The following is a 26134-nucleotide window of genomic DNA, read 5'->3' on the forward strand; positions in this document are numbered from 1 at the left end:
CCGTCGTCGTCCCTGAGCACTCAATGAGTCCTACTGCCGATGGAGTACGGCGACGCCCCGGTCATCCCCAGGGTGGGTACCCGCGGACGCAGGGACCCTGAGAGGACCCCCTAGGGGCTTCCCCAGGCGCCCCGTGTGAGTGACCATGAAGGGAACGTCCGCTCAGACAGGGGGTTCGCGGGTGCGAGTGGGACTGCTGACCCGGGAGTACCCCCCGGACGTGTACGGCGGCGCGGGAGTCCATGTCGAGTTCCTCGCCCGGGAGCTGCGGCCCCTGGTGGACCTCGAGGTGCACTGCTGGGGCGAGGGCCGGACCGACGGCGTGCTGCGCCACCGCCCGTGGTCCGCGCTCGACGGGGCCAACGACGCGCTGCGCACCTTCTCGGTGGACCTCGCCATGGCCGCCGCCCTCCAGGACCGTGACCTCGTCCACTCCCACACCTGGTACGCCAACCTCGGCGGCCATCTCGCCAAGATGCTGTACGGCGTCCCGCACGTGGTGACCGCCCACTCCCTGGAGCCGCTGCGCCCCTGGAAGGCCGAGCAGCTCGGCGGCGGCTACGCCCTGTCCGGCTGGGCCGAACGCACCGCCGTGGAGGCCGCCGACGCGGTGATCGCCGTCTCCGGGGCCATGCGTCAGGACATCCTCGACTGCTACCCCGCCCTGGACCCCGCTCGCGTGCACATCGTGCACAACGGCATCGACACGAGCCTGTACCGCCCCGACCCCGGCACCGAGGCCCTGGACCGGATCGGCCTGGACCGCTCCCGCCCGTACGTGTTGTTCGTCGGCCGGATCACCCGCCAGAAGGGCGTGCCGCATCTGCTGCGCGCGGTGCGCGGCATCGACCCGGCCGCGCAGGTCGTCCTGTGCGCGGGCGCGCCGGACACTCCCGAGATCGACCGCGAGTTCCGCGAGTTGTACGAGGAGCTGAGCCGGGTGCGGGAGGGCGTGCACTGGATCCCGCAGATGCTGCCCCGGCCCGAGGTGATCCAGCTGCTCACCCATGCCGCCGTCTTCGTGTGCCCCTCCGTGTACGAGCCGCTCGGCATCGTCAACCTGGAGGCGATGGCCTGCGGCACGCCCGTGGTCGCCTCCCGGGTGGGCGGCATCCCCGAGGTCGTGACGGACGGGGAGACCGGGGTACTGGTGGGGGCGGACGACGACTTCGAGGCGGGTCTGGCACGGGCGCTCGACTCGGTCCTCGGCGACCCGGACGCCGCCCGGCGGATGGGTGAGGCAGGGCGGGAGCGCGCGGTGGGCGAGTTCGGCTGGGACGCGGTGGCCCGCCGTACCGTCCGGCTCTACGAGGAGATCCTCAAACAGGCTTAGTCGGCCCTGCCCGGGGCAGGGATGGGAAAACTCGGCGTGAGGGGAGCGGCCATGCGTCGTGGTGGTCCTTCGGTCCTGGGAATCGTGCTGGCGGGCGGCGAGGGCAAGCGCCTGATGCCCCTCACGGCGGACCGTGCCAAACCTGCGGTCACCTTCGGCGGCACCTACCGCCTGGTGGACTTCGTCCTGTCCAACCTCGTCAACGGCGACATCCTGCGCATCTGCGTGCTCACCCAGTACAAGTCGCACTCGCTGGACCGGCACATCACCACCACCTGGCGCATGTCCAGCCTGCTCGGCAACTACGTCACCCCGGTCCCCGCCCAGCAGCGCCTCGGCCCGCGCTGGTACCTGGGCAGCGCCGACGCCATCCTGCAGTCGCTCAACCTGATCTACGACGAACAGCCGGAGTACGTGGCCGTGTTCGGCGCCGACCACGTCTACCGCATGGACCCGCGCCAGATGCTCGCCCAGCACATCGAGAGCGGCGCCGGAGTCACGGTGGCCGGGATCCGGGTGCCGCGCTCGGAGTCCTCCGCGTTCGGTGTGATCACCCCGGGCTCGGACGGGCAGACGGTGGAGCGGTTCCTGGAGAAGCCCGCCGACCCGCCCGGCCTCGCCGACGACCCGGAGTGCGTGTTCGCCTCCATGGGCAACTACCTCTTCACGACGAAGGCGCTGATCGAGGCGCTCCAGCGGGACGCCGAGGACGAGAACTCGGTGCACGACATGGGCGGTTCGATCCTGCCCCAGCTCACCGACCGCGGCGAGGCGGCGCTGTACGACTTCAGCGCCAATCACGTTCCCGGCGAGACCAGCCGCGACCAGGGCTACTGGCGGGACGTGGGCACCCTGGACGCGTACTACGAGGCGCACATGGACCTGATCGCCGAGCGCCCCGCGTTCAACCTCTACAACCGCCAGTGGCCCATCTACACCCACTCCGGGCAGCTCTCGCCGGCCCGTTTCAACGCGGGTGGCATCGCCAGCGAGTCGATCATCAGTGCCGGCTGCCTGATCCGCGGCCAGGTCACCCGGTCGGTGCTCTCGCCGGGGGTGGTGGTCGACCCGGGGGCCGTCGTGCAGGGCTCGGTGCTGCACGACAACGTGCACATCGGGCGGGGCGCGGTGGTGCGCGGCGCCGTCCTGGACAAGAACGTCGAGGTGCCGCCGGGCGCGACGATCGGCGTCAATCCCGAACGGGACGCGGAGCTGTACACGGTGTCCAAGGGCGGTGTGATCGCCCTCGGGAAGGGGCAGCGGGTGCCGTAGCGGCACCAAGTGCGGGGCCCCGGGCGGTCGTTGGGACCACCGGGGCCTTTGTCATGTCCCTGGACGGGCGACGGAATCCGTGCTGTTATGCCAAGTGTTGTGCATGACAACGTTGTACGAGCATGTGCACCGCACAGAACAGAACACGGAACGAACGTCAGCAGCGAGAGCCGTCACTTCCTCACCCACGGAGGACATGTGCGCACCAGACGACTCAGAGACCGTTTCGCGCTTCTCCTCGCCGCCGCCCTCGGAGTCGCGGGACTCACCGCGACCGGCCCGGCCGCCACAGCGGCGGAGGACGACCCGGCGGACATCCACGGCCTGAAGGGGGAGTACTACACCCAGTCCGCCCCCGGAGCCTTCGACTTCCACGAGCTCAAGGCCACCGCCTTCGACCCGCACCTCGACTTCGACAACCTCGAACCCCGCCTGAACTTCACCACCGGCCGCTCGGACGACGTCAGCGTCCGCTGGACCGGCAAGATCGTGCCGGAGAGGACCGGCCCCCACACCTTCTCGATCATCGGCGACAACGGCTTCCGCCTGTGGATCGACGGCCGGCTCGCCATCGACCACTGGGTCGACGACTGGGACCGCGAACAGACCGCCGACCCGATCGAACTGACCGCGGGCCGCGCCCACGACATCAAGGTCGAGTACTTCGAGCACTACGGCGGCTCCAACCTCCACCTGCGCTGGACCGAGCCCGGCGGCGCCAAGGAACCGGTGCCCCAGTCGGCGTTCCGCCTCCCCGACGGCTTCGACTACGACGGCGCCCTCGCCGCCACCGTCCTCGCCTCCGGCCGCACCCTCAAGCTCGACTTCCCCCAGGCCCTCGCCGCTCCGCCGGCCGGTTTCACCGAGCACCTGCGCGCGGTGATCGGCGGCGCCGAGTGGCCGCTGAAGTCCGCGAAGCCGGACCCCGCCGACCCCAGGGCCCTGCTCGTCACGCTCGCCGAGCCCGTCGTCGGCAACAGGACGGGCACCGCCCGCGGGACCGTCGACATCCGCTACGACGGCGAGGGCGGCCTGACCGCCGCCGGCGGCGACCCGGTGGACGCCTTCCTCAGCAGCGGCCCCAACCGCTCCACCTACGAACTGCGCACCAAGTGGGCGGACGAGGTGGGCCCGGACAACGCGCTCCCCGAGTACCCGCGCCCCCAGCTCACCCGCGACGCGTGGCGGAACCTCAACGGCCGCTGGGAGTTCGCCGCAGCCGAGGAGGGCGAGCAGCCGCCCGTCGGAAAGTCGCTGAAGGAGCGCATCCTCGTGCCGTACCCGGTGGAGTCCCAGCTCTCCGGCATCCAGCGGCACGAGGACCGCATGTGGTACCGCCGCACCTTCACCGTCCCGCGTGACTGGCACATCGGCTCGGGTAAGCGGCTGCGGCTGAACTTCGGTGCCGTGGACTGGCGGGCCGATGTGTACGTCAACGGCACGAAGGTCGCCGCGCACGAGGGCGGCTACGACAAGTTCAGCGCCGACATCACCGACGCGCTGAGGCCCGGCCGCACCCAGGAACTGATCGTCGGCGTCTACGACCCCACCGACGCGGCGAACGGCGAGAACCCGCCGATCGGCAAGCAGCGCCTCGACCCGAGCGGCATCTGGTACACGCCCAGCTCCGGCATCTGGCAGACGGTCTGGATGGAGCCCGTCGCCCGCGACCACATCGACTCGCTCGAGCTGATCCCGGACGTGCCCGGCGAGCGGCTCACCGTGGAGGCGAAGGGCGTCCGCGACGGCCTGCCGATCACGGCGACCGCGTACGCGGGAGACCGCGAGGTCGCCACGGCCTCCGGCCGGACCGGTGAGCCGCTGACCCTCCGTATCGCCGACCCCCGCCTGTGGTCGCCGGACGATCCGTTCCTGTACCGGCTGAAGGTGACCGCCGGCGCCGACCGTGTCGGCAGCTACTTCGGGATGCGCTCCGTCGCCGTCGAACAGATCGACGGCGTACCGCGCACGGTCCTCAACGGCGAACCCGTCTTCCTCATGGCCACCCTCGACCAGGGCTTCTGGCCCGACGGCCTGCACACCGCACCCACCGACGAAGCCCTCGCGTACGACCTGCGCAAGCACAAGGAGCTCGGCTTCAACTCCGTGCGCAAGCACATCAAGGTCGAGCCGGACCGCTGGTTCTACTGGGCCGACCGGCTGGGCCTGCTGGTGTGGCAGGACATGCCGTCCATGACCGCCGGAGTGAACCCGAGCGCCGAGGCCCGCGCCCGCTACGAGCGCGAGATGAAGCAGATGATCGACGAGCACATCAGCAGCCCCTCGATCGTCATGTGGGTCACCTTCAACGAGGGCTGGGGCCAGTACGACGTCGGCCGGGTCGCCGAGCAGGCCAAGGCCTGGGACCCGTCGCGCCTGGTCAACAACCAGTCGGGGCTCAACCTCGGCGCCGACGGCAACGCCGGCGACATCATGGACGAGCACGGCTATCCCAGCCCCGCCCTGCCGCCCCGCCCGGACGGCCGGCGCGCCCTGGTCAGCGGCGAGTACGGCGGCCTCGGCCTCGCGGTGCCCGGACACGCCTGGTCGGTGCAGCAGTCGTACGTGGACGTCGACCCGGCGACCTACACCGACGACTACCTGGCCAAGCTCGACGAGGTCCGCGCTCTGGTCTGCCGGGGCAGCAACGGTGCCGTGTACACCCAGATCACCGATGTGGAGGGCGAGCTCAACGGTCTGCTCACCTACGACCGCCGGGTGATGAAGCCGGACGTCGCACGGGTGAAGGCCGCCCACGAGTCGCTGATCCGGGACGCGTCCCAGGCTCGGCCCGCGGGCTGCCCGGCCGGGTGAGGAGCCCCGCGACGACGGGTCCCCTGGCGGCTGGCGCCCGTCCGAGTGGCGTTGGTCACCGGGAAGGGCGCCCGGCCGCGACCCACTGACCACATCCAGCACATACGTCCCGCCCCTTCCGCCTCGCCGGTGGAGGGGGCGAAGACGTAATGTGCTGTTAACTATGCGTAGCGAGATCGTACTTGACCGTAATCGGCCGGGGGCGATTGACTGCTGATCCATCCCGACGTCGATGCGAGGCAAGCCCTTGAACGCAGACCTGCTCGCTCCACTCGACCTGGCGTTCTGGAACATCGAGTCCGCCGACCATCCCATGCACCTGGCCGCACTCGGCGTCTTCTCCGCCCACTCACCGGCCGCGGGCGCCCACGCGGCCGATCTGCTCGCCTCCCGCGCCGCCGCCGTACCCGGGCTGCGCATGCGCATCCGTGACGTGTGGCAGCCGCTGTCGCTGCGGGAATCGCTCCCGGCTCTGCGGCGCCCCTGGTCCGCCCTCGGCGAGCCGCTCACCTCGGCGCTGCGCCGTCCCCTCACCGCGACCCTGCGCCGTCCGCTCGCCTTCGGCGGCGCCGCGCGGGAGACCGACCCCGGCTTCGACCCCCTCAACCACGTCCGGCTGCACGCCCCGGCCGCCGACTTCCACGCGGCGGCGGGCCGGCTCATGGAACGCCCGCTGGACCGCACCCGGCCGCCGTGGGAGGCCCACGTCCTGCCGGGCGAGGACGGCGTCTCCTTCGCCGTGCTGTTCAAGTTCCACCACGCCCTCGCCGACGGGCTGCGCGCGCTCACCCTCGCCGCCGCGCTGATGGACCCGATGGACCTGCCCACGCCCCGGCCGCGCCCCGCCGACGCCCCGCGCGGGCTGCTGCCGGACGTGCGCAAGGTGCCCGAACTGGTCCGCGGCGCCCTGTCCGACGCCGGCCGGGCCCTGGACATCGGAGCCTCCGTCGCCCGCTCCACCCTCGACGTGCGCACTTCGCCCGCGCTCGCCTGCGAGCCCAGCGGCACCCGCCGCACCGCCGGCGTGGTGATCGACCTCGACGACGTGCACCGGATCCGCAAGAGCGTCGGCGGGACCGTCAACGACGTGCTGATCGCGGTCGTCGCGGGCGCCCTGCGCCGCTGGCTCGACGCACGCGGCGACGGCAGCGAGGGTGTCGCGCCGCGCGCCCTCATCCCCGTCTCCCGGCGCCGGCCGCGCACCGCCCACCCGCAGGGCAACCGGCTCTCCGGCTACCTGATACGGCTTCCCGTCGACCAGCACGACCCGGTCGCCCGCCTCAAGCTGGTGCGCGCCGCCATGGACCGCAACAAGGACGCCGGTCCGGAGCGGGGCGCGGGCGCGGTCGCCCTGCTGGCCGACCATGTGCCACCGCTCGGGCACCGGCTCGGCGGACCGATCGTGGGACAGGCCGCCCGGCTCTGGTTCGACGTGCTGGTCACCAGCGTCCCGCTGCCCGGCTTCGGCCTGAAGCTCGGCGGCAACGCGCTCGGCGCGGTCTTCCCGCTGGCCCCGCTGGCGCCGGGCCACTCGCTCGCGGTCGCGGTCTCCACGTACCGGGGGCGCGTGCACTACGGGCTGGTCGCCGACGGGGAGGCCGTTCCTGACCTCGGTGTCCTGGCCGACGCGGTGTCTGAGGAAGTGGGTGCACTGATCACCGCGTGTGAGCCACGCTGACCGGCGTCTGTGCCGGCCGGGGGTGGGTGCCGCCTGCCCGCGCCGGCGGGGCGCCGCTGCGCCCACCCTCCCCCACTCTCGGCTTCGCTCGAGCGGGGGGACCCCCATCGCCCTGGGGGCACCTCCCAGCCCCTCAAGGCACTGGGGGAGGCACGACTGCCCGCAGCTGCGCAGGTATCCGGGCGGCCCGCAGCCACGCGGGTGCCGGCCGCCCGCGGCGACGCAGGTATCGGCGGTCCGCAGGGCGCAGGTACGTTGCGTAGCTGTCCCGATGCCCGGAGCTGCGTGGCTCCCGCTGTCCGCAGCCAGGCGGGGTCCGGGTTTGGTGCTGTGGCCCGGCGCTCCGTACACTTCCCCGTTCGAAAGCGGGCGCGAACGGAGCGCCGCCAGGGCAGAGCGGGACGGCAGCGGCGATGACGGTGACACAGGACGGCCCCGGGGCCACGGACGACGTGGTGTACGGGCCCGGCATCGACCCGGAGCGGCTCGCCGTCTGCCTCAGCGTGCTCGAGGAACTCGACAAGCTCGATGTCGACCACCCGGACGCCGTCAAGGTCCGCCGGGCCACCTCGCACATCTACCGCACGGTCAAGCAGCGCCGCCGTCAGGAGCGCCGGGCCGCCAAGACCGCCCACGACAGGGCGGTCACCGAGGCCACCGCCACCGGCTCCGCCGAGCGCATCGACGACGAGACGGAAGGCATCCTGCCGTCCTCCCGCGTCGAGCCCGGCAAGATCGCGGGGATACTCCAGCGTCCCCGCTCGTGCTACGTCTGCAAGACCCGCTACGTCGAGGTCGACTACTTCTACCACCAGCTCTGCCAGAAGTGCGCCGCCGAGAACCGCGCACGGCGGGACGCCCGCACCGACCTCACCGGCAAGCGCGCCCTGCTCACCGGCGGCCGGGCCAAGATCGGCATGTACATCGCGCTCAGGCTGCTGCGCGACGGCGCGCACACCACGATCACGACCCGCTTCCCCAAGGACGCCATCCGCCGCTTCAAGGCCATGGACGACTCCGCGGACTGGATCCACCGCCTCGAGGTCGTCGGCATCGACCTGCGCGACCCGGCGCAGGCCGTCGCCCTGGCCGACCAGGTCGCCGAGCAGGGACCGCTCGACATCCTGATCAACAACGCCACCCAGACCGTGCGCCGGCTGCCGTCCGCGTACGCCGCGCTGGTCGAGGGGGAGAGCGCCCCGCTGCCGGCCGGTGAGCTGCCCGCCCACCACGTCATCGGCGCCTTCAACTCCGGCGCGGTCGACGGGCTGACCGCACTGCCCGTCGGCGTCAGCGGACTGGACGCGCAGAAGGTGGCCGACCTCGCCCTGGTCGCCGGCAACGCCAGCGTCGCCCGACACATCGACGGCACCGCCATCGACGCGGGCGGCCTGGTGCCCGACGTGGTCGACAGCAACACCTGGGTGCAGACCATCGAGCAGATCTCCCCGGTGGAGCTGCTGGAGACCCAGCTGTGCAACTACACGGCGCCGTTCATCCTGATCAGCAAGCTGCGCCCGGCGATGGCCGAGGCCGCCCGCAGGGCGTCCGCAGGGCGTGCCTACGTCGTCAACGTCTCCGCGATGGAGGGCGTCTTCGCCCGCGGTTACAAGGGCGCGGGCCACCCCAACACCAACGCGGCCAAGGCGGCCATGAACATGGTGACGCGGACCAGCGCGCAGGAGATGTTCGACACCGACCGCATCCTGATGACCTCGGTCGACACCGGCTGGATCACCGACGAGCGCCCCCACTTCGACAAGCTGCGCCTCGCCGAGGCGGGCTTCCACGCCCCCCTCGACCTGGTCGACGGCGCCGCCCGCGTCTACGACCCGATCGTGCGCGGCGAGGCCGGCGAGGACCTGTACGGCGTCTTCCTGAAGGACTACGCGCCCGGCAAGTGGTGACGGACCCGGTCGGCTGACGTGCCGTCAGTCGACCGCGCCCAGCCGGGAATTGCGGGCCGCCAGCAGCTCCAGCACGGTGCGCCAGTCCTCCAGCACCCCGGCGTCGAAGCAGGCGGTGCGGGCCTCCTCCTCCGCCGTGCGCAGGGTGAGCAGATCGTCGTCGTCGGGAAGCTCGTGCCGGGGATGCCTGCGCACCAGGCCGGCGACGCGCTCGCCGAGCAGCGGCCGTACCGCGTCCGCCGCGCGGTCGGCGCGCTCCGCGGCCTCACCCGGTCCCAGAAGCCGGCCGACGGGCCGCACCAGCCCCGCCACCTGGAGCTCCTTGTCCGCCGGACGGCCGCGACGCAGCAGCGCGGCGGTCCGCAGGGCATAGTCGTGCGCGTCGACCGGGGCGGCGCCGGGGCCCGGATCGTCCCGGGTGCCGCGGCAGGCGTACAACAGGTCCATCAGCTCCTCGACGCTGCGCAGTTCCATGCGCCGGTCCTCCCGCGAGACGGCCGTTGCCTTACGGCAGCAGATCATGACGAGCTTGCGTGTCGGCCAACGGGACTTGAACTACGCCATGACCAGGTGACCTTCTCGAAAGCGTCGACGCCCCTGTCGTCCGATCGAGTGACGAGACATGGAAGCATCAATCAGGAAATAGGAGCATATGGGGGCGGCCCATGTGCGGTCCGACGCGCGATTGTTACCCAGCGTTTTCAGCCCCATCGAGCGGGGGGCCGCTCATTTGGTTAATCTGGAGGCCGACGGACAGCAGCAAAGGGTTCTACCCACACCCACGGTCCGTCATGGGACAAGCCGGTTCACAACGGCCTGCTCTCCCTCGAGTTACCGGCGCCACCGCGTCCGAACGGCTATCGACTCAGGCCCGAGCGGACGGGCGCAGGCGCAGCAGGACCGGCGCAGTCACGTCCCGAGGGTGACCGACACATAAGGAGTGCGCGGTGACACCGGAGAAGACGAATCGCGAACAGCGCCCCAAGGAACGCCCGGAGCGCGCGGGCCGCCGGCCCGGGGAACTCGGCAGCCTCGACGTGTGGGCCCGCTCGGCCCCCATCCGCCTCGCGGGCTACGAGGACGACCTCGCCGAGCCGCACATCCTGCCCAGCATCGACTGACCACGCCCCCTTCGCGATCGCCTTCAGGATGGGCGTGCCAGACTCACGACCATGCTGATCAGGGAAGCCACCCCCGACGACTGGCCGCGCATCTGGCCCTTCTGGCACCGCATCGTCGCCGCGGGCGAGACCTACGCCTGGGACCCGGGCACCTCCGAGGAGGATGCCCGGGCCCTGTGGATGAGCCCCGCGAAGCAGGTCTACGTCGTCGAGGACGACGCCGGAGCGATCGTCGCCTCCGCCTACCTCACCCCCAACTACGGCGGCCCCGCCGCCCGCATCGCCAACGCCGGTTTCATGGTCGACCCCGCCCACGCGGGCCGCGGCTACGGCCGCGCCCTCGCCGAGCACCTGCTGACCGAGGCCGGGGCGGCCGGCTACCGGGGCATGGTGTTCAACGCCGTCGTCGAGACCAACCCGGCCGTGAAGCTGTGGACGTCCCTCGGCTTCGACATCCTCGGCACGGTGCCCGAGGCGTACGAGCACCCCCGGCACGGACTCGTCGGGCTGCACATCATGTACCGGGCACTGTGAGGGCCGGCGTTCCGGCTCAGGGACGGGCGTAGGGCCGGGTCATGATCTCCATGTTGTGGCCGTCCGGGTCGTCGAAGTAGGCACCGCGACCCCCGAAGAGATCGTTGACCCGGCCCGGTTCGGTGTGACCCGGATCGGCGTAGTAGGTGACCCCGGCCGCCTCCAGCCGCGCGATCATCGCGTCGAACTGTTCCTCCGGCACGAGGAACGCGTAGTGCTGGGACTGGATCGGCTCGTCGCGCTTCTCGTAGTAGTCGAGGGTCACGCCGTTGCCCAGGTCCACGGGCAGGAACGGCCCGAACGGGGCGCCGACCTCCAGCCCCAGGACCGTGGCGAGGAAGGCCGCGGAGCGCCGCCGGTCACGGGCGTAGACGGCGGTGTGGTTCAAGTGGGCGACGGCGGTGGGGAGTCCGGGGGCGGGCGGGTGCTGTGCTTCGGGCATGGCTGAGTCCTTCTCCGGTGTGATCGTCGGGGAACGCCGCGTCGAGGCGGCGGGGTGAGGAACGCGGAGAGGAAAGGGCGGGGCGCGTCCCCGCCTCGGGCTCACGCCGGGGCCGGGACCGCTCTCTGTGCGTGGCCCGCATGGGCCGACCCGGCAGTCACGGTCCCGACCCTAGTCCTGCCCCGACGATCACGGCAACGCCGTTTCCGTCACGCGCCGGCGGCCTCGCTCTCCTCCAGCGGCGCGATCCGCTGCCACGGGCGGCGCTGCTCCAGCTGCTCCGCCAGGTCCAGCAGAGCGCCCTCCGACCCCGGCCGGCCCACCAGCTGCACGGCGCACGGTGCGCCGGACGGCAGAGTGCCGAAGGGCACGGACATCGCCGGCCAGCCGGTCAGATTCCACGGCGGGGTGAGCGGCGAGTACGCCGAGTTGGCGACCACGTTGCGCAGCCAGCCCCGCTCGTGCCAGGGCGCGGCCTTGGGGGAGCGGCGGGCCAGTGCCGGGGTGAGCAGGACGTCGTACTCGGCGAAGAACGGCTCCAGCCGGCTGCGCAGCCGGTCCCGCGCGGCACCGGTGACCACGGAGTGCTCCCAGCGCCGGCCGATCGCGGCGTGCACGCGCGTGCGGCGGGTGAGCGAGCGGCGGTCCAGCCCCCGGGCGTCCACGGCCGTCCCCGCCGTCCAGTGGGCCAGCGCGGTCACGCCCAGCGACGCCGGGTACGGCGGATCGGCGCGCCGCACCCGGTGGCCCGCCCTCATCAGCACCCCGGCGGCGTCCCGCGCGGCCGCCGCGTACGGCCGGGCGACGGTGACGCCGGCCAGCGGGCTGCGCAGGGACACCGCGATCCGGCGAGTGGTGGGTCCCTCGCGGCCCGCCGGCTCGCTGCCCGCGAGGACCGTGAACATCAGACGGGCGTCCGCGACCGTGGTGGCCAGCGGCCCGTTCTCCGACATGCCGAACCAGTCGCCGTCGCTCACCCCGGCCGGGATCACACCGTGCCCCGGCTTGATCGTCACCAGACCGCAGTTGGCCGCGGGGATCCGCAGCGAGCCCATGCCGTCGTTGCCGAGGGCGATCGGCACCATCCCCGCGGCCACCGCGGCCGCGCTGCCGCCCGAGGAGCCGCCCGCGGTGCGCGTCGGGTCCCACGGGTTGCGGGCGGTGCCGTGCACCCCCTCCGTGGTGCCGAAGACACACAGCTCCGGCACGTTCGTCAGACCCACGACCACCGCGCCCGCCGCCCGCAGCCGGGCCACCGTCTCGTGGTCCCGCTCGGCGGGCGTGTCCGGGGTCGCGGCCGAGCCGACGCGGGTGCTCTCACCGCGCACGGCGAGGTTGTCCTTCACGGCCACCGGCACGCCGGCCAGCGGCAGTTCGCCGAGGTCGTCACGCGCGGCCACCTCGTCCGCCTCGGCGAGCGCCGCCTCGGCCCGGACCGTGCGGAACGCCCCGACGCGCCCGTCCAGGCGCTCGATGCGCGCGAGATGACCGGCGACCACCTCGCGTGGCGTGACCCGCTTCTCCCGCACGGCGGCGGCGATCTCGACGGCGGTCCGGCCGACCCAACTGGTCAACTTCGGCTCCTCGGAGGGGGAGTGCGGAGGCGGGCAGTGCGTACTGGCGAGTACGTAGGGAGAACTGTGCCCCGGAGGGCGGTCCCGCGTCGAGACCGGTGCGGCCGATATGGCGCGCCGGTCAGCGCAGATGCCGGTCGAAGTGGTCCATCGTGAGCTCCATCGACTCCCGCCAGCGCGGCCCGAAGGTGTGACCCTCGCCCGCGTAGGTGCGCAGTTCGACGTCCGCGCCCGCCGCCTCGAACGCCGCGGCGGCCGCGCGGGACCACCTCAGCGGGCAGGTGTCGTCCGCGGTGCCGTGGTGGATCAGCAGCGGCTCGGTGGCCCGGTCGGCGTAGGTGAGCGGGGAGACCTGGCGCCAGAACTCCGGGTTGTCCTCGGGAGTGCCGTGCTCGGCCTCGATCCGGGCCACCACCGGATCGCCCTCGGGGCGCTGGAACTGGTCGATGTTCTCCTCCGGACGCCCGCTGACCGGGGCGTAGGCGACGGCGGCGTCGAACAGTCCGGGCGCCACCACCAGCGTGTTGTAGACGACCCCGCCGCCCATCGAGCGGCCGAGCAGCCCGATCCGGTCCGTGTCGATCTCCGGGCGGCCGGAGGAGCGCAGCGCCTTGGCCGCGCCGATCACGTCCTCGGTGTAGCCGAGGCGCAGATTCACGTCGTTGTCCGGGTCGTCGTCGGAGCGGGCGTGGTTGCGGTAGTCGACGTGCAGGACCACGTAGCCGCGGCGGGCCAGCAGGTCGTGCTCACGGGGCATGCCCTGGCCGGTGACGTACACGTCCGGGTCGATGTAGCCGTGGGCGAGGACCAGCGCGGGGAAGGGACCCTTGCCCTCGGGGACGTTCATGACCCCGGAGATCGTCAGCCCGTTCGCCTCGTAGGTCACGGCGTACCGCGTATAGGCGGAGGTGCGGGCGAGGACGGTGCCCAGGCGCAGGCCGGAGCCGGTGTGCTCGCGCCGCATGAGGGCGGGCAGGGACACCGGGTCGGCCGGGGTGGGGGCCGGGGAGGAGCGCGGGGTTCGCGTGGTCGTGGGTGCGGAGGCCGGGGTGCGTTCCGGGGCGGCACCGTCCGCGCCGCCGGTGCAGCCGGCCGTCAGGGCCAGCAGCACTCCGGCGGCGGCACAGGCCGTACGAGGAGGCCGCATGGCGCCCATTATCCCGCCGGAGCCGCCGCAGGGCAGTCCGCGTCGGCGTCAGGTCTCCCGGGCCGGGCCCGTGCTGTCCCGTTCGATCAGGCGGGGCACCGGCACCCGGACGGTGCGGGCCGGGCCGCCGTCCAGCAGGGCGGTCAACTCCCGGGCCGCCGTGCGCCCGAACTCCACGCTGTCACGGGACAGCGCCGACAGCCACGGCTTGACCATGCGGCACAGCGCCGAGTCCTCCCAGGCGACCACCGACACGTCCGCCGGTACCGCGAAGCCGAGTTCGGCCGCGGCGGCGACCCCGGCGACGGCCATCACGTCGTTGTCGTAGATCAGGGCGGTCGGGGGAGTGGCGGCTTCCAGGACACGGCGGGTGACCGCCACGGCCGCCGAGTCCGAGTAGTCGGTGGTCACCGACAGCACCTCGGTCAGCCCCCGCCGCTCCGCCTCGGCCCGCAGGGTGCGGATCCGCCGCTCGGTGTGGGCGAGCCCCGACAGGCCCGCGATGTGCACGATCCGGCGGTGCCCGAGCTGGTACAGCCCGCCCACCACCGAGGCCATGGCGCCCGCGTCGTCCGCCCACACGGTCGACATCCCGGGGTGGCGTTCGTCCGGGGCTCCGCCGATCACCACGGCGGGCAGCCCGAGTTCGTCCAGCAGGTGCGGCCGGGGGTCCTCGGTGCGCGGGTCGACCACCAGCACGCCGTCCACCCGGTGCTCGGCCCACCAGCGCCGGTACACCGCGCACTCGTCCTCGACGTCCTCCACCACCTGGAACAGCAGCCCCAGATGACGCTCCGCCAGCACCTCCTGGATGCCCGACACGAGCTGCAGGAAGAAGGAGTCCACACCGAGGGTGTGCGCGGGCCGCGCGAGCACGAAGCCGACCGTCGCCGAGCCCTCCCCGGACAGGGCGCGCGCCGCCGTGCTGGGCCGCCAGCCCAGTTGCTCGGCGACCCGGCGGACCCGGTCCCGCGTCACCTCGGACACGCCCGGTCTGCCGTTGAGCGCGAAGGACACCGCGCTCTCGGAGACCCCGGCCCGCCGGGCGATGTCCTTCATCGTCGGCCGACGCGCGGCCGGCCGCTTGGCAGGCATGATCGCCCCTTTCTCGGGGTGCACTAATGCGCTTGAGCACCAGGAGCCTAAAGCGCATTAGTCAATCCCGTCAACATCCCCGACTGATGCCCTTCGACCTGCACTAATGCTCGGCAGACCACTTTAGTGACGGTGAATCCATTGACTTTCCCGCAATACGCCCGGCATGGTCGGCGGCGTCCATCCCCGACGCTGCCCAGGGAGACGTGTCACCGTGCCCACCTCGCGCAGAACCTTCGCCGCCGTAGCCGTCGCCGCCCTTCTGATGCCGCTCAGTGCCTGCGGTTCCGGGGGTGACGGCGGCGGCTCGACCGACGCCTCCGGCAAGGTCGAGGGCGAGATCACCTTCCAGACCTGGAACCTGAGGGCCAACTTCAAGGACTACTTCGAGGACGTGATCGCCGCCTTCGAGGAGAAGTACCCGGACACCCACGTGAAGTGGGTCGACCAGCCCGCCGAGGGCTACGCCGACAAGATCAGCGCCGACGCGGCCGGCGGCACGCTCCCGGACGTCGTCAACGTCTCCCCGGACCTGGTGGCCCCGCTCGCGAAGGCGGGCCTCGCGCTCGACCTCGACAAGGCCGCGGCGAAGTACGAGAAGGAGTACCTGCCCGGCGCCTGGGCCAGCCACCGGATACCGGGCATGGACGGCACGTACGCCTTCCCCTGGTACCTCAACACCGGACCGCTGTTCTACAACAAGTCCCTCTTCGAGAAGGCCGGGCTCGACCCGGAGAAGCCGCCGAAGACCTACGGCGAACTCTTCGACCAGGCCCTGCGGATGGCCGAGCAGACCGACGGCAAGGTCGCCACCCTCGCCAACGTGCCCACCATCGAGGACTTCGGCCGCTACGGCGTGCCCCTGATGAACAAGGAGGGCACCGCCTTCACCTTCAACGACGCCAAGGGAGTCGAACTCCTCGCCAAGTACAAGGAGCTGTACGACGCCAAGGCGCTCGACCCGCAGGCGCTCACCGCCACCCCGGAGTCCTCCGGGAAGAAGTTCCTCACCGGCGCCGTCGCCATGAACCCCGGCAGCGCGCTCGACCTGGCCAACTTCAAGAAGCAGGCGCCCAGCCTCTACAAGAACATCGGCATCACCGACCAGATCACCAGCACCGGCCACGTCAACATGTACGTGATGGGCGTGATGGTCAACGCGCAGACCAAGCGCACCCCGGCCGCGGTCGCCTTCGCGCACTTCGTCACCGACTCCGCCCGCCAGATGTCGTTCGCCCAGCGGGTCGCCATCTTCCCGTCCACCGCCGGTTCGCTGGACAAGCCGTACTTCACCCGGGAGGACGGCACCGACGAGACCCGGGTCCGGGTGGCCGCCGCCAAGTCGCTGAAGACGGCCGTCAACTACACGCCCGTGCTGTTCAGCGAGCAGATGAAGACCGCGCTGCGCAACGAGGTCGCCAAGGCGCTGCAGGGCAAGCAGAGCCCGAAGGAAGCTCTCGACAACGCTGTCAACGCCTGCAACCGGCTTCTCCAGCAGCAGGGGTAACGGACCATGGCCACCTCCACCGGCTCCCGGGTGCGACGCCAACTGCCCAGCAGCCCCTGGCTGTTCGCCGCACCCGGACTGCTGATCACCGGCGCGTTCATCCTCTACCCGTTCGTCTCCACGCTGATCAACTCCCTCACCGACCGGCGCACCCTGGTCCCCGGCGAGTTCGTGGGCCTCGCCAACTTCCGCGAGCTGCTCCACGACGACATGTTCTGGATCGGGCTGCGCAACAGCACCCTGTACGTCCTCGGCGTGGTGCCCGCGCTGATCGTGCTGCCGCTGCTGCTCGCGCTGCTGGTGCAGAAGAACATCCCCGGCATCACCTTCTTCCGGTCCGCCTTCTACACCCCGGTCGTCGCCTCGATCGTCGTGGTCGGGCTGATCTGGGTGTGGCTGCTGGACGACCGCGGGCTGGTCAACGCAGTGCTGGAGACGGTCGGGGCGGGCCGGATCGGCTTCCTCAGCGACCAGTGGCTGCTCCTGCTGAGCGCCATGGCCGTCACGGTGTGGAAGGGCCTCGGCTACTACATGATCATCTACTTGGCGGCGCTCGGGAACGTGCCGCGCGAACTGCACGAGGCCGCCGCCGTGGACGGAGCGGGCGCGGTCCGCCGCTTCCTCAGTGTCACCGTGCCCGCCGTGCGTTCCACCATGGTGCTGGTCGGCGCGCTCTCCTCGGTCGCCGCGTTCAAGGTGTTCTCCGAGGTGTATCTGCTCGCCGGACCGAGCGGCGGTCCCGCCGGTGAGGACACCACCCTCGTGATGCTGGTGCAGCGCACCGGCACCGGCCTCACCGGGCGGGTCGGCTACGCGTCGGCGATCTCCGTCGTCGTCTTCGTGGTCACCGTCGCCCTGATGCTGCTGGTGCTGCGCGCCGACCGCAGGGAGGAGACATGAGCGTCATCGAGAAGGTGCCCCGGCCGGTCACCGAGACGCCGGCGGCTCCCCGCCGTCCCCGGATCGCCGACGAGCACGGCCGCCGCGTACGGATCTGGGAACTCGCCCTGCGCTACGTCCTGCTGCTCGCCGTCCTCGCCCTGACCATCGGCCCGTTCCTGTGGCAGCTGTCCACGTCCCTCAAGGGACCGACGGAGGACATCTACAGCTCGCCGCCGAGGTTCCTGCCCGGCGACCCCACCCTGCACAACTACGAACGGGTCGCCGACACCATCCCCGTCTGGGACTACGCCCTCAACTCCCTGAAGGTCGCCGTCGCCAACGTCGTCACCAACTGCGTCGGCGCCGCGCTCGCCGGCTACGCGCTCGCCCGGCTGCGCTACCGGGGCCGGCGCGTCGCCACCCTGGTGTTCATCCTGGCGATGCTCGTCCCCGTCGAGGGCATCATCATCGCCCAGTTCACCACCATGCGGGAGCTCGGCCTCAACAACAGCCTGATCGGCGTCGTCCTGCCCGGCTGCGTCAGCGCCCTCAACGTGCTGCTGATGCGCAACGCCTTCCTCAACCTGCCCTACGAGATCGAGGAGGCCGCGTTCGTCGACGGCGCCAACGTCTGGCAGCGCTTCCTGCGCATCGCCCTGCCGTCGGTCAAGGGCACCCTCGCCGTCGTCGCGATCTTCGCCTTCATGGGCGCCTGGGACGACTTCCTGTGGCCGCTCATCGTGCTCAGCGACCCGTCCAAGTTCACGCTCACCATCGGCCTCAACTATCTGCACGGCACCTTCGCCAACGACGAACGCCTCGTCGCCGCGGGCACGATCATCGCCGTCGCCCCGCTGATCGCCCTCTTCGCCTGCCTCCAGCGGTACTTCTTCCGCGGGGTCGGCGAGGGCGCCGTGAAGGGCTGAACCACCACTCGGAACGCAAGGACACCGCATGCCTCCTGCCGTGCGCTTCGGCGTCAACTACACCCCCAGCGAAGGGTGGTTCCACCACTGGCTCGACTTCGACCCGGACTCCGTGCGCGCCGACCTCGACTCCATCGCCGCACTCGGCCTGGACCACATCCGGGTCTTCCCGCTGTGGCCGTACTTCCAGCCCAACCGCACGCTGATCCGGCCCCGGGCCGTCGAACAGCTCCTCGTCCTGGTCGACGCCGCCGCCGAACGCGGGCTCGACGTCAACGTCGACGGGCTGCAAGGGCACCTGAGCAGCTTCGACTTCCTGCCCGCCTGGACCCGCACCTGGCACCGGCGCAACCTCTTCACCGACCCCGACGTCCTCGCCGGCCAGGCCGCCTACCTGCGCACTCTCGCCGCGGCCCTCGCCGACCGGCCCAACTTCCTCGGCATGACCCTCGGCAACGAGGTCAACCAGTTCTCCGCGGGACCGCACCCCGACCCGGACCGGGCGACGCCCGCGCAGATCGACGCCTGGCTGGAACGGATGCTCGCCGCCTGCGAGGAGGGCGCACCCGGCCGGCTGCACCTGCACGCCGAGTACGACGCCACCTGGTACCAGGACGACCAGCCCTTCACCCCGGCCCAGGCCGCCCGCCTGGGTGCCGTGACCGCCGTGCACTCCTGGGTGTTCAACGGCACCGCCCAGCGGCACGGCCGCACGTCCGTCCCCACCGAGCACCACGCCGCCTATCTCATCGAGCTGAGCAAGGCGTGGGCCGATGAACCGCACCGCCCGGTCTGGCTCCAGGAGGTCGGCGCCCCCGCCCCCCTGATCCCGCCCGGCCACGCCGCCCGCTTCACCGAGGCGACCGTCACCAACGCCCTGGACTGCCCCGACCTGTGGGGCATCACCTGGTGGTGCTCCCACGACGTCTCCCGCGACCTCGCCGACTTCCCGCAACTGGAGTACGGGCTCGGTCTGCTGACCAACGACCGCAAGCCCAAGGACCTGGCCCGGGTGCTCGCCGACGCCGCACGGGAACGCGGGCACACCGCACCCCCGCCCCGCACCACGGCACTCGTCGTCCCCGCCGACCCGTCCACCCGCTCCCGCTGCGCCCCCGGCGGCCCCGTCTTCGACGCCTTCTTCCGGCTGGTCGCCGACGGCGCCCGCCCCACCACCGTCCTCGACACCCGCGCCGACGACCGCGACCACCTCGCCGCGCGCTCCATCACCACCGTGCTCACCCCCGACCAGGTACTCCCTCTCCCACAAGGACCCCACGGAGGCACCCGCTCGTGAACCCCACCAGACGCACCGTGCTGCTCGCCGCGACCACGGCCGCCCTGTCACCCGCCCTGCCCGCCGTCGCGGCCCCGGAGAAACAGGCCGCGCCGCTCCAGCCGTACGCCGCCTACTGGTACCCCGACTCCCTGCCCTCCGGCACGCCCGGCGAGGGCATCACCTGGCGCAGCCTGAAGTCCTGGCGCGCCGACCGGGACCCCGACCTCGCCTTCAACGCGGCGTCCGTGCCGCTCGCCCGCCGCTTCACCCCCACACCGGCGAATCCGACGGCCCGCGCCGGCCAGGCCCGCATCCAGTCCCTGGTGTCCTTCGGCACGACCGCGGGCAACCCCTCGCAGGGCTCGCCCACGGCCGACTACTACGCCCTCACCCACTGGGCGTACATCGACGAACTGGTCTTCTGGGGCGGCTCGTCCGGCGAGGGGCTGATCCTCGCCCCCAACGCGCCGATCGTGGACGCCGCCCACCGGCACGGCGTGCCCGTCCTCGGCAACATCTTCCTGCCGCCGGCCGCCTACGGCGGACAGCTCCAGTGGACGCGGGACCTGGTGCAGCGGGACTCCGCCGGACGCCATCCGCTCGCCGAACGGCTCGTGGCCGTGGCGCAGGCGTACGGCTTCGACGGCTGGTTCGTCAACGCCGAGACCGGCGGCGGGGACCCCGCCCTCGGCGCCGCCATGCTCTCCTTCCTGCGCGAGCTGAAGACACGCGCCGCCGCCGAGGGGCAGCGGATCACCTGGTACGACTCGATGACCGTCGACGGGGCGGTCAGCTGGCAGGGCGCCCTCAACGACCGCAACCGGGCGTTCTTCGAGACGGCCGACGACATGTTCGTCGACTTCCGCTGGACCCCCGACCGCCTCGCCTCCTCGGGCGACGAGGCCGAGCGGCTCGGTCGCAGCCGGTACGAGCTGTGGGCGGGCGTGGACGTGGAGGCGAACGGCTGGAACACCGCCGAGAACTGGGACGCGATCGTCCCCGCCGACCGTCCGCACGTCACCTCGGTCGGCCTGTACCGGCCGGAGTGGACCCGCAACCACCTGCCCGCCGACCGGCGGACACCGGCCGATTTCCACGCCGCCGACGACCGGTTCTGGACCGGCGCCTCGCTGGACCCCTCCCGGCCGGACGCCTCCGACCCCTGGCGGGCGCCCGCCGTCTCGGTCGCCGACCGCTCGACGGTCACCTCCGTGCCGTTCGCGACCGTGTTCAACACCGGGCACGGGCTGCGCTGGTACGAGAAGGGCGCCGTGACCTCACCGGCGCCCTGGAACCACCTCGGGCTCCAGGACCGGCTGCCGTCGCGACGGTGGGTGGTGCGCACCGAGGGACGGCGGCCCGCCGTCGGCTTCGACTTCGCCGACGCCTGGCACGGCGGGAGCAGCATCCTCGTCGACGGGGACCTCGACGCGCCGGTGACCGTGGACCTGTACACGACGCGGCTGCCGATCACCGCCGGGACGGTTGTCGAGTTCACGCATCGGACGGATGCTGGGCGCGTGGACGTGGAGCTGGCCGTGGCCACCGCCGACCCCGAGGAGCCGGGGACGGCACCGCCGTACACGTACCTCCCGGTGAGCGGGACCGACAGCTGGCGGACGGCGACCGTCCCGCTCACCGGCCTGTCCGGCACCGTGCACGCGATCGGTGTGCGGCTCACCGCGGCCGGGGGACCGGTGCGCTGGCGGCTCGGGCAGCTCGCCGTCCGTGCCGCCGAAACCGCGCCGCCCGCCGCCCCCACCGCCCTGCGGATCACCGGCGTGCGCGGCGGCGACCTGCGGTTCGCCTGGCGGCCCGCTCGCGGCGCGGTGCGGCACTACACCCTGCACCGCGTCCTGCCCGACGGCACCCGCCGCTTCCTCGGCGGCACCTGCCAGCGCGCGTACTTCGCCGGCGGCCTGCGACCCGAGCAGGGCGAGCGGGCCGCGCGGTTCGAACTGCGTGCGGTGGGGGAGCTGTACTCCTCGTCGGCCCCCGTCACCGTGACCCACCCCTGGTAACCACCCGCACCCACCCACGGAGCATCCCGCATGCATGACGACCGCACCCTGGTCGAAGCCCGCCTCAAGCGCGTCCTCGACGAGCGCATCCGCCCCGCCGTGTACCCCGAGTCCGTCCCGCTCGACGTCGCGGTGTGGCACGCACCCGGAGAACCCGTCCCGGTCGCCGAGGGCCTCGCCGCGCAACCGGAGCCCATCGCGGTGGGCGCCCGCTGGGGCGCTCCGTGGGGGACCAGCTGGTTCCGGGTCACCGGAACCGTCCCCGAGGCGTGGGCCGGCCGGACCGTCGAGGCGATCCTCGACCTCGGCTTCGACGAGAACATGCCCGGCTTCCAGTGCGAGGGCCTGGTCTACCGGCCCGACGGCACCCCGGTGAAGGGACTCAACCCGCGCAACCAGTGGGTGCGCATCGGCGCGCCCGTCGAGGGCGGGGAGGAGGTGCGTCTGCACATCGAGGCCGCCTCCAACCCCGTCATCCTCGACTACCACCCCTTCGTGCCCACGCACCTCGGCGACAAGGACACCGCGGGCAGCGAGCCGCAGTACACCCTCGCCCGCATGGACCTCGCCGTCCTCGACGAGACGGTGTGGCAGCTGGTGATCGACCTGGAGGTGCTCGGCGAGCTGATGGCCGAGCTGCCGGTGGAGTCGCCGCGCCGCTGGGAGATCCTGCGGGCGGTCGACCGCGCCCTGGACGCGATCGACCTCCAGGACGTGGGCGGCACCGCCGGACAGGCGCGTTCCCATCTCACCGACGTGCTGTCCGCGCCCGCCGTGCCCTCCGCGCACCGCATCAGCGCCGTCGGCCACGCGCACATCGACTCGGCGTGGCTGTGGCCGCTGCGCGAGACGGTGCGCAAGGTCGCCCGTACGACGTCCAACATGACGGCGCTGCTCGACGACGAGCCGGAGTTCGTCTTCGCCATGTCCCAGGCCCAGCAGTGGGCGTGGGTGAAGGAGCACCGGCCCGAGGTGTGGGCCCGGGTGAAGAAGGCGGTGGCGGACGGGCGGTTCGTGCCGGCCGGCGGGATGTGGGTGGAATCGGACACCAACATGCCCGGCTCGGAGGCCATGGCCCGTCAGTTCGTGCACGGCAAGCGGTTCTTCCTCGACGAGTTCGGCATCGAGAACGACGAGGCGTGGCTGCCGGACACCTTCGGCTTCGCCGCCGGGCTCCCGCAGATCATCAAGGCGGCCGGATCCAAGTACCTGCTGACGCAGAAGATCTCCTGGTCGCAGACGAACAAGTTCCCCCACCACACGTTCCAGTGGGAGGGCGTCGACGGCACCCGCATCTTCACCCACTTCCCGCCCGTCGACACCTACAACTGCTCCATGAAGGGCAGCGAGATCGCCCACGCCGCCCGCAACTTCAAGGACAAGGGCGTCGCCCGGCACTCCCTCGCACCCACCGGCTGGGGCGACGGAGGCGGCGGCACCACCCGCGAGATGGTCGCGAAGGCGGCCCGGCTCAGGAACCTGGAGGGCTCGGCGACCGTCACCTGGGAGACACCGGCGGAGTTCTTCGCCAAGGCCGCCGCCGAGTACCCCGAGCCGCCCGTCTGGGTCGGCGAGCTGTACCTCGAACTGCACCGCGCCACCCTCACCAGCCAGGCCAGGACCAAGCAGGGCAACCGGCGCAGCGAGCACCTGCTGCGCGAGGCCGAGCTGTGGGCGGCCACGGCCGCCGTCCGCACCGGATTCCCGTACCCGTACGAGGAACTGGACCGGATCTGGAAGACCGTGCTGCTGCACCAGTTCCACGACATCCTGCCCGGCTCGTCCATCGCCTGGGTGCACCGCGAGGCCCGCGCGACCTACGACCGGATCGCCGCCGAACTGAACGGCATCGTCGACGCCGCCCAGCGCGCCCTGGCGGGTGAGGGCGATACCCCGCTCGTCTTCAACGCCGCACCGCACCCCCGCGCGGGCGTCCCGGCGGGCGGCGCCGGCACCGCGGCAGGGCAGGGCGGAACCGAGCCGTCCGCGCGCCCCGGCGGCGGGTACGTCCTGGACAACGGGCTGGTACGGATCGAGATCGACGAGCGCGGGCTGGTCGTCTCCGCCCACGACATCGAGGCCGACCGCGAGACCATCGCCCCCGGAGCGGCCGGCAACCTCCTCCAGCTGCACCCGGACTTCCCGAACATGTGGGACGCCTGGGACGTCGACGAGTTCTACCGCAACACCGTCACCGATCTGACCGATGCCGACGAGGTCACCGCCACCGCGGACGGTGTCCGGGTCGTGCGGTCCTTCGGGGACTCCCGCGTCACCCAGGTGCTGTCCCTGCCGGCGGGGGAGCGCCGGCTGGAGATGGACACGGAGGTCGACTGGCACGAGACGGAGAAGTTCCTCAAGCTGGCCTTCCCGCTCGACCTGCACGCCGAACGGTACGCGTCCGAGACGCAGTTCGGGCACTTCCACCGGCCCACCCACACCAACACCTCGTGGGAGGCGGCCAAGTTCGAGGCGTGCAACCACCGCTTCGTGCACCTGGAGGAACCCGGCTGGGGCGTCGCCGTCGTCAACGACTCGACGTACGGCCACGACGTGACCCGTACCGTCCGCACCGACGGCGACCGCGGCACGACCACCACCGTGCGCGTCTCTCTGCTGCGCGCCCCGCGCTTCCCCGACCCCGAGACCGATCAGGGCGTGCACCGCTTCCGGCACGCGCTGGTCGTGGGCGCCGGGATCGGCGACGCGGTGCGCGAGGGCTGGCGGATCAACCTGCCCGAGCGGCGCCTCACCGGCGCCGGAGAGGTCGCCCCGCTGGTCACGGTCGACCGGGAGGCGGTCGTGGTCACCGCGGTCAAGCTGGCCGACGACGGGAGCGGCGACGTGATCGTCCGTTTCCACGAGGCCCACGGCGGCCGTGTACGCGCGACCCTCACCACCGGCTTCCCCGCCACCGGCGTGCAGGTCACCGACCTGCTGGAGCGGCCGCTGGCCGACGCCGAGCCGCCGGCCCTCGACGGCGACCGGATCTCCGTGCGGCTGCGCCCGTTCGAGCTGATGACCCTGCGTCTGAAGCGGGCCTGAGTCACGGCGGGCGATTGCCCGTCACGGCGTGCGTGCCGCCCCCGCCAACCGCGTGGGCGGCAGGTACTCCCGCACATACGTCCGCTCCCAGCACGCGCCCGTCTCCCGCAGCTCCCGCCATGTGGTGTAGCGGTAGCGGAAGAGACGGGCGCGGATGTACCTCGGCGGGGCGTCCGCCGGGAACGGGGAACGGCGCAGCAGCTTCAGCGTGTCCCGGTCGTTCTCCAGGAGTCGCTCCACGAACGCGCCGAACCACGACCCGGCGTACGCGGGGGAGAGGGCGGCGAACCACATCAGCCAGTCGAGCCGCAGATGGTACGGCGCGAACTGGCGCGGCCAGTACCGCGGATCGCCCGGCTTGCCCTTGAACTCGTACTCCCGCCAGTCGGAGTCCTCCCGGGGCGTGTCGGCCGCGGTGCCCTCGACGACCACCTCGTAGCGGACCCGGCTGACGCTGCCGAACGCGCCGTAGGTGTTGACCAGGTGGAGCGGGTCGAAGGAGCGGTTCATCACCTGGCGCCGGGAGATCATGTTGAGAACCGGGTGATAGCTGAGCCCGACGATCAGCGCCGACACGGCGAGGACGACGACCACGTACCACAGCGGAGCGTCGGCGGTCTCCGGCGGATCGGCCGGGAACCTGACCGCCGACAGCGCCAGCACGATCGTGATCCAGTTCAGCCAGGAGAAGTTGCCCGACAGCACCAGCCACAGCTGGGTGACGATCATCAGCGAGGCGGCCGCCGTGGCGATCGGGTGCGGGGTGAACAGCAGGAACGGCACGACGAGTTGGGTCACGTGGTTCGCGGCCACCTCGACCCGGTGCAGCGGCCGGGGCAGATGGTGGAAGAACCAGCTCAGCGGGCCGGGCATCGGCTGGGTCTCGTGATGGTGGTCCAGACAGGTCAGCTTCCGCCAGCACTCGTCACCGCGCATCTTGATCAGCCCCGCGCCGAACTCGACCCGGAACAGGATCCACCACAGCAGGAACAGCACCACGATCGGCGGGGCCACCTCGTCGTTGCCGAGGAACACCGCGAGGAAACCGACCTCCAGCAGCAGCGACTCCCAGCCGAACGAGTACCAGGTCTGCCCCACGTTGACGATCGACAGGTACAGCGCCCACGGCACCAGCCACAGCAGCATCCCGCCCCACAGCGGAAGCAGCGAGTCCAGCCCCGCCAGCAGCGCCGCCGACACCGCGCAGCCCGACCACGCCACCAGCGCGAAGAACCGGTCGGAGTAGTGCGCGTGGAACAGACTCGGCGCCCTGCGGAACGGCACCAGCTCCAGATGGCGCGGTACCGGCAGCATTCCGCGCTCGCCGATCAGCGCGCGGAACTGGAGCGCCGCGGTGAGGAAGGCGACCAGGTAGACCCCGGCCAGCGCGCGCTGGAAGACCAGCCGGCTCAGCCAGTAGTCCGGTGCGGTGAACCACTCCACGGCCGTCGCGCTCCCTCCTGCCTCGTCCCGCCGAGCCCTGTGTGACTCTCCGTATACCCCTACCACCGTGGGACACAGGTGCAGCCCGCGTACCCGGCGCACCGGTCGAAGAAT

At 71.9% G+C, this 26134-nt stretch carries 19 protein-coding genes; 13 read left to right on the forward strand and 6 right to left on the reverse strand.

Annotated elements, in window-relative coordinates:
* Positions 1 to 181: 181 nt before the first annotated feature.
* The 5 genes from glgA to AB0412_RS05870 all read left to right on the forward strand — a co-directional run bounded on the left by glgA (position 182) and on the right by AB0412_RS05870 (position 9004).
* Positions 182 to 1333, forward strand: coding sequence for a glycogen synthase (gene glgA, locus AB0412_RS05850; protein ID WP_366401222.1), 1152 nt, complete (start codon positions 182 to 184; stop codon positions 1331 to 1333).
* Between the two features lie 51 nt (positions 1334 to 1384).
* Positions 1385 to 2605 carry a glucose-1-phosphate adenylyltransferase gene (gene glgC, locus AB0412_RS05855; protein ID WP_366401223.1) on the forward strand — a complete coding sequence of 407 codons (1221 nt, stop codon included), beginning with the start codon at positions 1385 to 1387 and terminating at the stop codon, positions 2603 to 2605.
* A 198-nt stretch (positions 2606 to 2803) separates the two neighbouring features.
* Positions 2804 to 5419, forward strand: a complete 2616-nt coding sequence (locus tag AB0412_RS05860; protein ID WP_366401224.1) for a PA14 domain-containing protein — start codon at positions 2804 to 2806, stop codon at positions 5417 to 5419.
* A 247-nt stretch (positions 5420 to 5666) separates the two neighbouring features.
* Positions 5667 to 7097, forward strand: coding sequence for a wax ester/triacylglycerol synthase family O-acyltransferase (locus AB0412_RS05865; RefSeq protein WP_366401225.1), 1431 nt, complete (start codon positions 5667 to 5669; stop codon positions 7095 to 7097).
* A 413-nt stretch (positions 7098 to 7510) separates the two neighbouring features.
* Complete coding sequence (locus AB0412_RS05870; RefSeq protein WP_366401226.1) at positions 7511 to 9004, forward strand: SDR family NAD(P)-dependent oxidoreductase; 1494 nt, start codon at positions 7511 to 7513, stop codon at positions 9002 to 9004.
* Positions 9005 to 9028: 24 nt separating this feature from the next.
* Here AB0412_RS05870 and AB0412_RS05875 read toward each other — a convergent pair whose 3' ends face one another.
* Positions 9029 to 9478 (reverse strand): hypothetical protein, encoded by a 450-nt coding sequence (locus AB0412_RS05875; RefSeq protein WP_366401227.1) that lies wholly within the window; start codon positions 9476 to 9478, stop codon positions 9029 to 9031.
* 473 nt (positions 9479 to 9951) lie between these two features.
* On the opposite strand from AB0412_RS05875, the gene AB0412_RS05880 reads away from it, so the two are divergent.
* Both AB0412_RS05880 and AB0412_RS05885 read left to right on the forward strand, forming a co-directional pair.
* Complete coding sequence (locus AB0412_RS05880; RefSeq protein ID WP_366401228.1) at positions 9952 to 10125, forward strand: hypothetical protein; 174 nt, start codon at positions 9952 to 9954, stop codon at positions 10123 to 10125.
* Positions 10126 to 10176: 51 nt separating this feature from the next.
* Positions 10177 to 10659 carry a GNAT family N-acetyltransferase gene (locus AB0412_RS05885; protein WP_366401229.1) on the forward strand — a complete coding sequence of 161 codons (483 nt, stop codon included), beginning with the start codon at positions 10177 to 10179 and terminating at the stop codon, positions 10657 to 10659.
* Between the two features lie 16 nt (positions 10660 to 10675).
* On the opposite strand, the gene AB0412_RS05890 is transcribed toward AB0412_RS05885, so the two are convergent.
* From AB0412_RS05890 to AB0412_RS05905, 4 genes are all read right to left on the reverse strand, one after another.
* Positions 10676 to 11101: a VOC family protein gene (locus AB0412_RS05890; RefSeq protein ID WP_366401230.1), complete on the reverse strand. Its 426-nt coding sequence runs from the start codon at positions 11099 to 11101 to the stop codon at positions 10676 to 10678.
* 209 nt (positions 11102 to 11310) lie between these two features.
* Complete coding sequence (locus tag AB0412_RS05895) at positions 11311 to 12675, reverse strand: amidase (protein WP_366401231.1); 1365 nt, start codon at positions 12673 to 12675, stop codon at positions 11311 to 11313.
* Positions 12676 to 12796: 121 nt separating this feature from the next.
* Positions 12797 to 13822, reverse strand: coding sequence for an alpha/beta fold hydrolase (locus AB0412_RS05900; protein ID WP_366401232.1), 1026 nt, complete (start codon positions 13820 to 13822; stop codon positions 12797 to 12799).
* A gap of 48 nt (positions 13823 to 13870) precedes the next feature.
* Entirely contained in the window at positions 13871 to 14917 is a 1047-nt protein-coding gene (locus tag AB0412_RS05905) for a LacI family DNA-binding transcriptional regulator (RefSeq protein WP_366401233.1), read from the reverse strand.
* A gap of 214 nt (positions 14918 to 15131) precedes the next feature.
* Here AB0412_RS05905 and AB0412_RS05910 point away from each other — a divergent pair, with 214 nt between their 5' ends.
* The 6 genes from AB0412_RS05910 to AB0412_RS05935 are packed head-to-tail and all read left to right on the forward strand — an operon-like array spanning position 15132 to position 24577.
* Positions 15132 to 16424: a sugar ABC transporter substrate-binding protein gene (locus AB0412_RS05910; RefSeq protein WP_366401234.1), complete on the forward strand. Its 1293-nt coding sequence runs from the start codon at positions 15132 to 15134 to the stop codon at positions 16422 to 16424.
* Between the two features lie 6 nt (positions 16425 to 16430).
* Positions 16431 to 17324 (forward strand): sugar ABC transporter permease, encoded by an 894-nt coding sequence (locus tag AB0412_RS05915; RefSeq protein WP_366401235.1) that lies wholly within the window; start codon positions 16431 to 16433, stop codon positions 17322 to 17324.
* A complete protein-coding gene (locus AB0412_RS05920; protein WP_366401236.1) occupies positions 17321 to 18232 on the forward strand; it encodes a carbohydrate ABC transporter permease in 912 nt (303 codons plus the stop codon). The genes AB0412_RS05915 and AB0412_RS05920 overlap by 4 nt, the downstream gene beginning before the upstream one ends.
* A 28-nt stretch (positions 18233 to 18260) precedes the next feature.
* The gene (locus AB0412_RS05925) at positions 18261 to 19529 is read left to right on the forward strand and encodes a glycosyl hydrolase (RefSeq protein WP_366401237.1); all 1269 of its coding nucleotides are present in this window, start codon (positions 18261 to 18263) and stop codon (positions 19527 to 19529) included.
* Entirely contained in the window at positions 19526 to 21532 is a 2007-nt protein-coding gene (locus AB0412_RS05930) for an endo-beta-N-acetylglucosaminidase (protein WP_366401238.1), read from the forward strand. The genes AB0412_RS05925 and AB0412_RS05930 overlap by 4 nt, the downstream gene beginning before the upstream one ends.
* Positions 21533 to 21562: 30 nt before the next feature.
* Positions 21563 to 24577, forward strand: coding sequence for a glycoside hydrolase family 38 C-terminal domain-containing protein (locus AB0412_RS05935; RefSeq protein WP_366401239.1), 3015 nt, complete (start codon positions 21563 to 21565; stop codon positions 24575 to 24577).
* Between the two features lie 21 nt (positions 24578 to 24598).
* Here AB0412_RS05935 and AB0412_RS05940 read toward each other — a convergent pair whose 3' ends face one another.
* The gene (locus tag AB0412_RS05940; RefSeq protein ID WP_366401240.1) at positions 24599 to 26020 is read right to left on the reverse strand and encodes a lipase maturation factor family protein; all 1422 of its coding nucleotides are present in this window, start codon (positions 26018 to 26020) and stop codon (positions 24599 to 24601) included.
* Positions 26021 to 26134: the final 114 nt, after the last annotated feature.

This window comes from Streptomyces sp. NPDC052012 (genome assembly GCF_040689265.1).
Taxonomy (GTDB): domain Bacteria; phylum Actinomycetota; class Actinomycetes; order Streptomycetales; family Streptomycetaceae; genus Streptomyces.

What these genes read in the sequence shown, in the direction of transcription:
- AB0412_RS05905 (WP_366401233.1), bottom strand. Translation starts at nt 14,917, where the DNA reads ATGCCTGCCAAGCGGCCGGCCGCGCGTCGGCCGACGATGAAGGACATC.
- AB0412_RS05890 (WP_366401230.1), bottom strand. Translation starts at nt 11,101, where the DNA reads ATGCCCGAAGCACAGCACCCGCCCGCCCCCGGACTCCCCACCGCCGTC.
- AB0412_RS05935 (WP_366401239.1), top strand. Translation starts at nt 21,563, where the DNA reads ATGCATGACGACCGCACCCTGGTCGAAGCCCGCCTCAAGCGCGTCCTC.
- AB0412_RS05925 (WP_366401237.1), top strand. Translation starts at nt 18,261, where the DNA reads ATGCCTCCTGCCGTGCGCTTCGGCGTCAACTACACCCCCAGCGAAGGG.
- AB0412_RS05920 (WP_366401236.1), top strand. Translation starts at nt 17,321, where the DNA reads ATGAGCGTCATCGAGAAGGTGCCCCGGCCGGTCACCGAGACGCCGGCG.
- AB0412_RS05870 (WP_366401226.1), top strand. Translation starts at nt 7,511, where the DNA reads ATGACGGTGACACAGGACGGCCCCGGGGCCACGGACGACGTGGTGTAC.
- glgC (WP_366401223.1), top strand. Translation starts at nt 1,385, where the DNA reads ATGCGTCGTGGTGGTCCTTCGGTCCTGGGAATCGTGCTGGCGGGCGGC.
- AB0412_RS05915 (WP_366401235.1), top strand. Translation starts at nt 16,431, where the DNA reads ATGGCCACCTCCACCGGCTCCCGGGTGCGACGCCAACTGCCCAGCAGC.
- AB0412_RS05885 (WP_366401229.1), top strand. Translation starts at nt 10,177, where the DNA reads ATGCTGATCAGGGAAGCCACCCCCGACGACTGGCCGCGCATCTGGCCC.
- AB0412_RS05900 (WP_366401232.1), bottom strand. Translation starts at nt 13,822, where the DNA reads ATGCGGCCTCCTCGTACGGCCTGTGCCGCCGCCGGAGTGCTGCTGGCC.
- AB0412_RS05875 (WP_366401227.1), bottom strand. Translation starts at nt 9,478, where the DNA reads ATGGAACTGCGCAGCGTCGAGGAGCTGATGGACCTGTTGTACGCCTGC.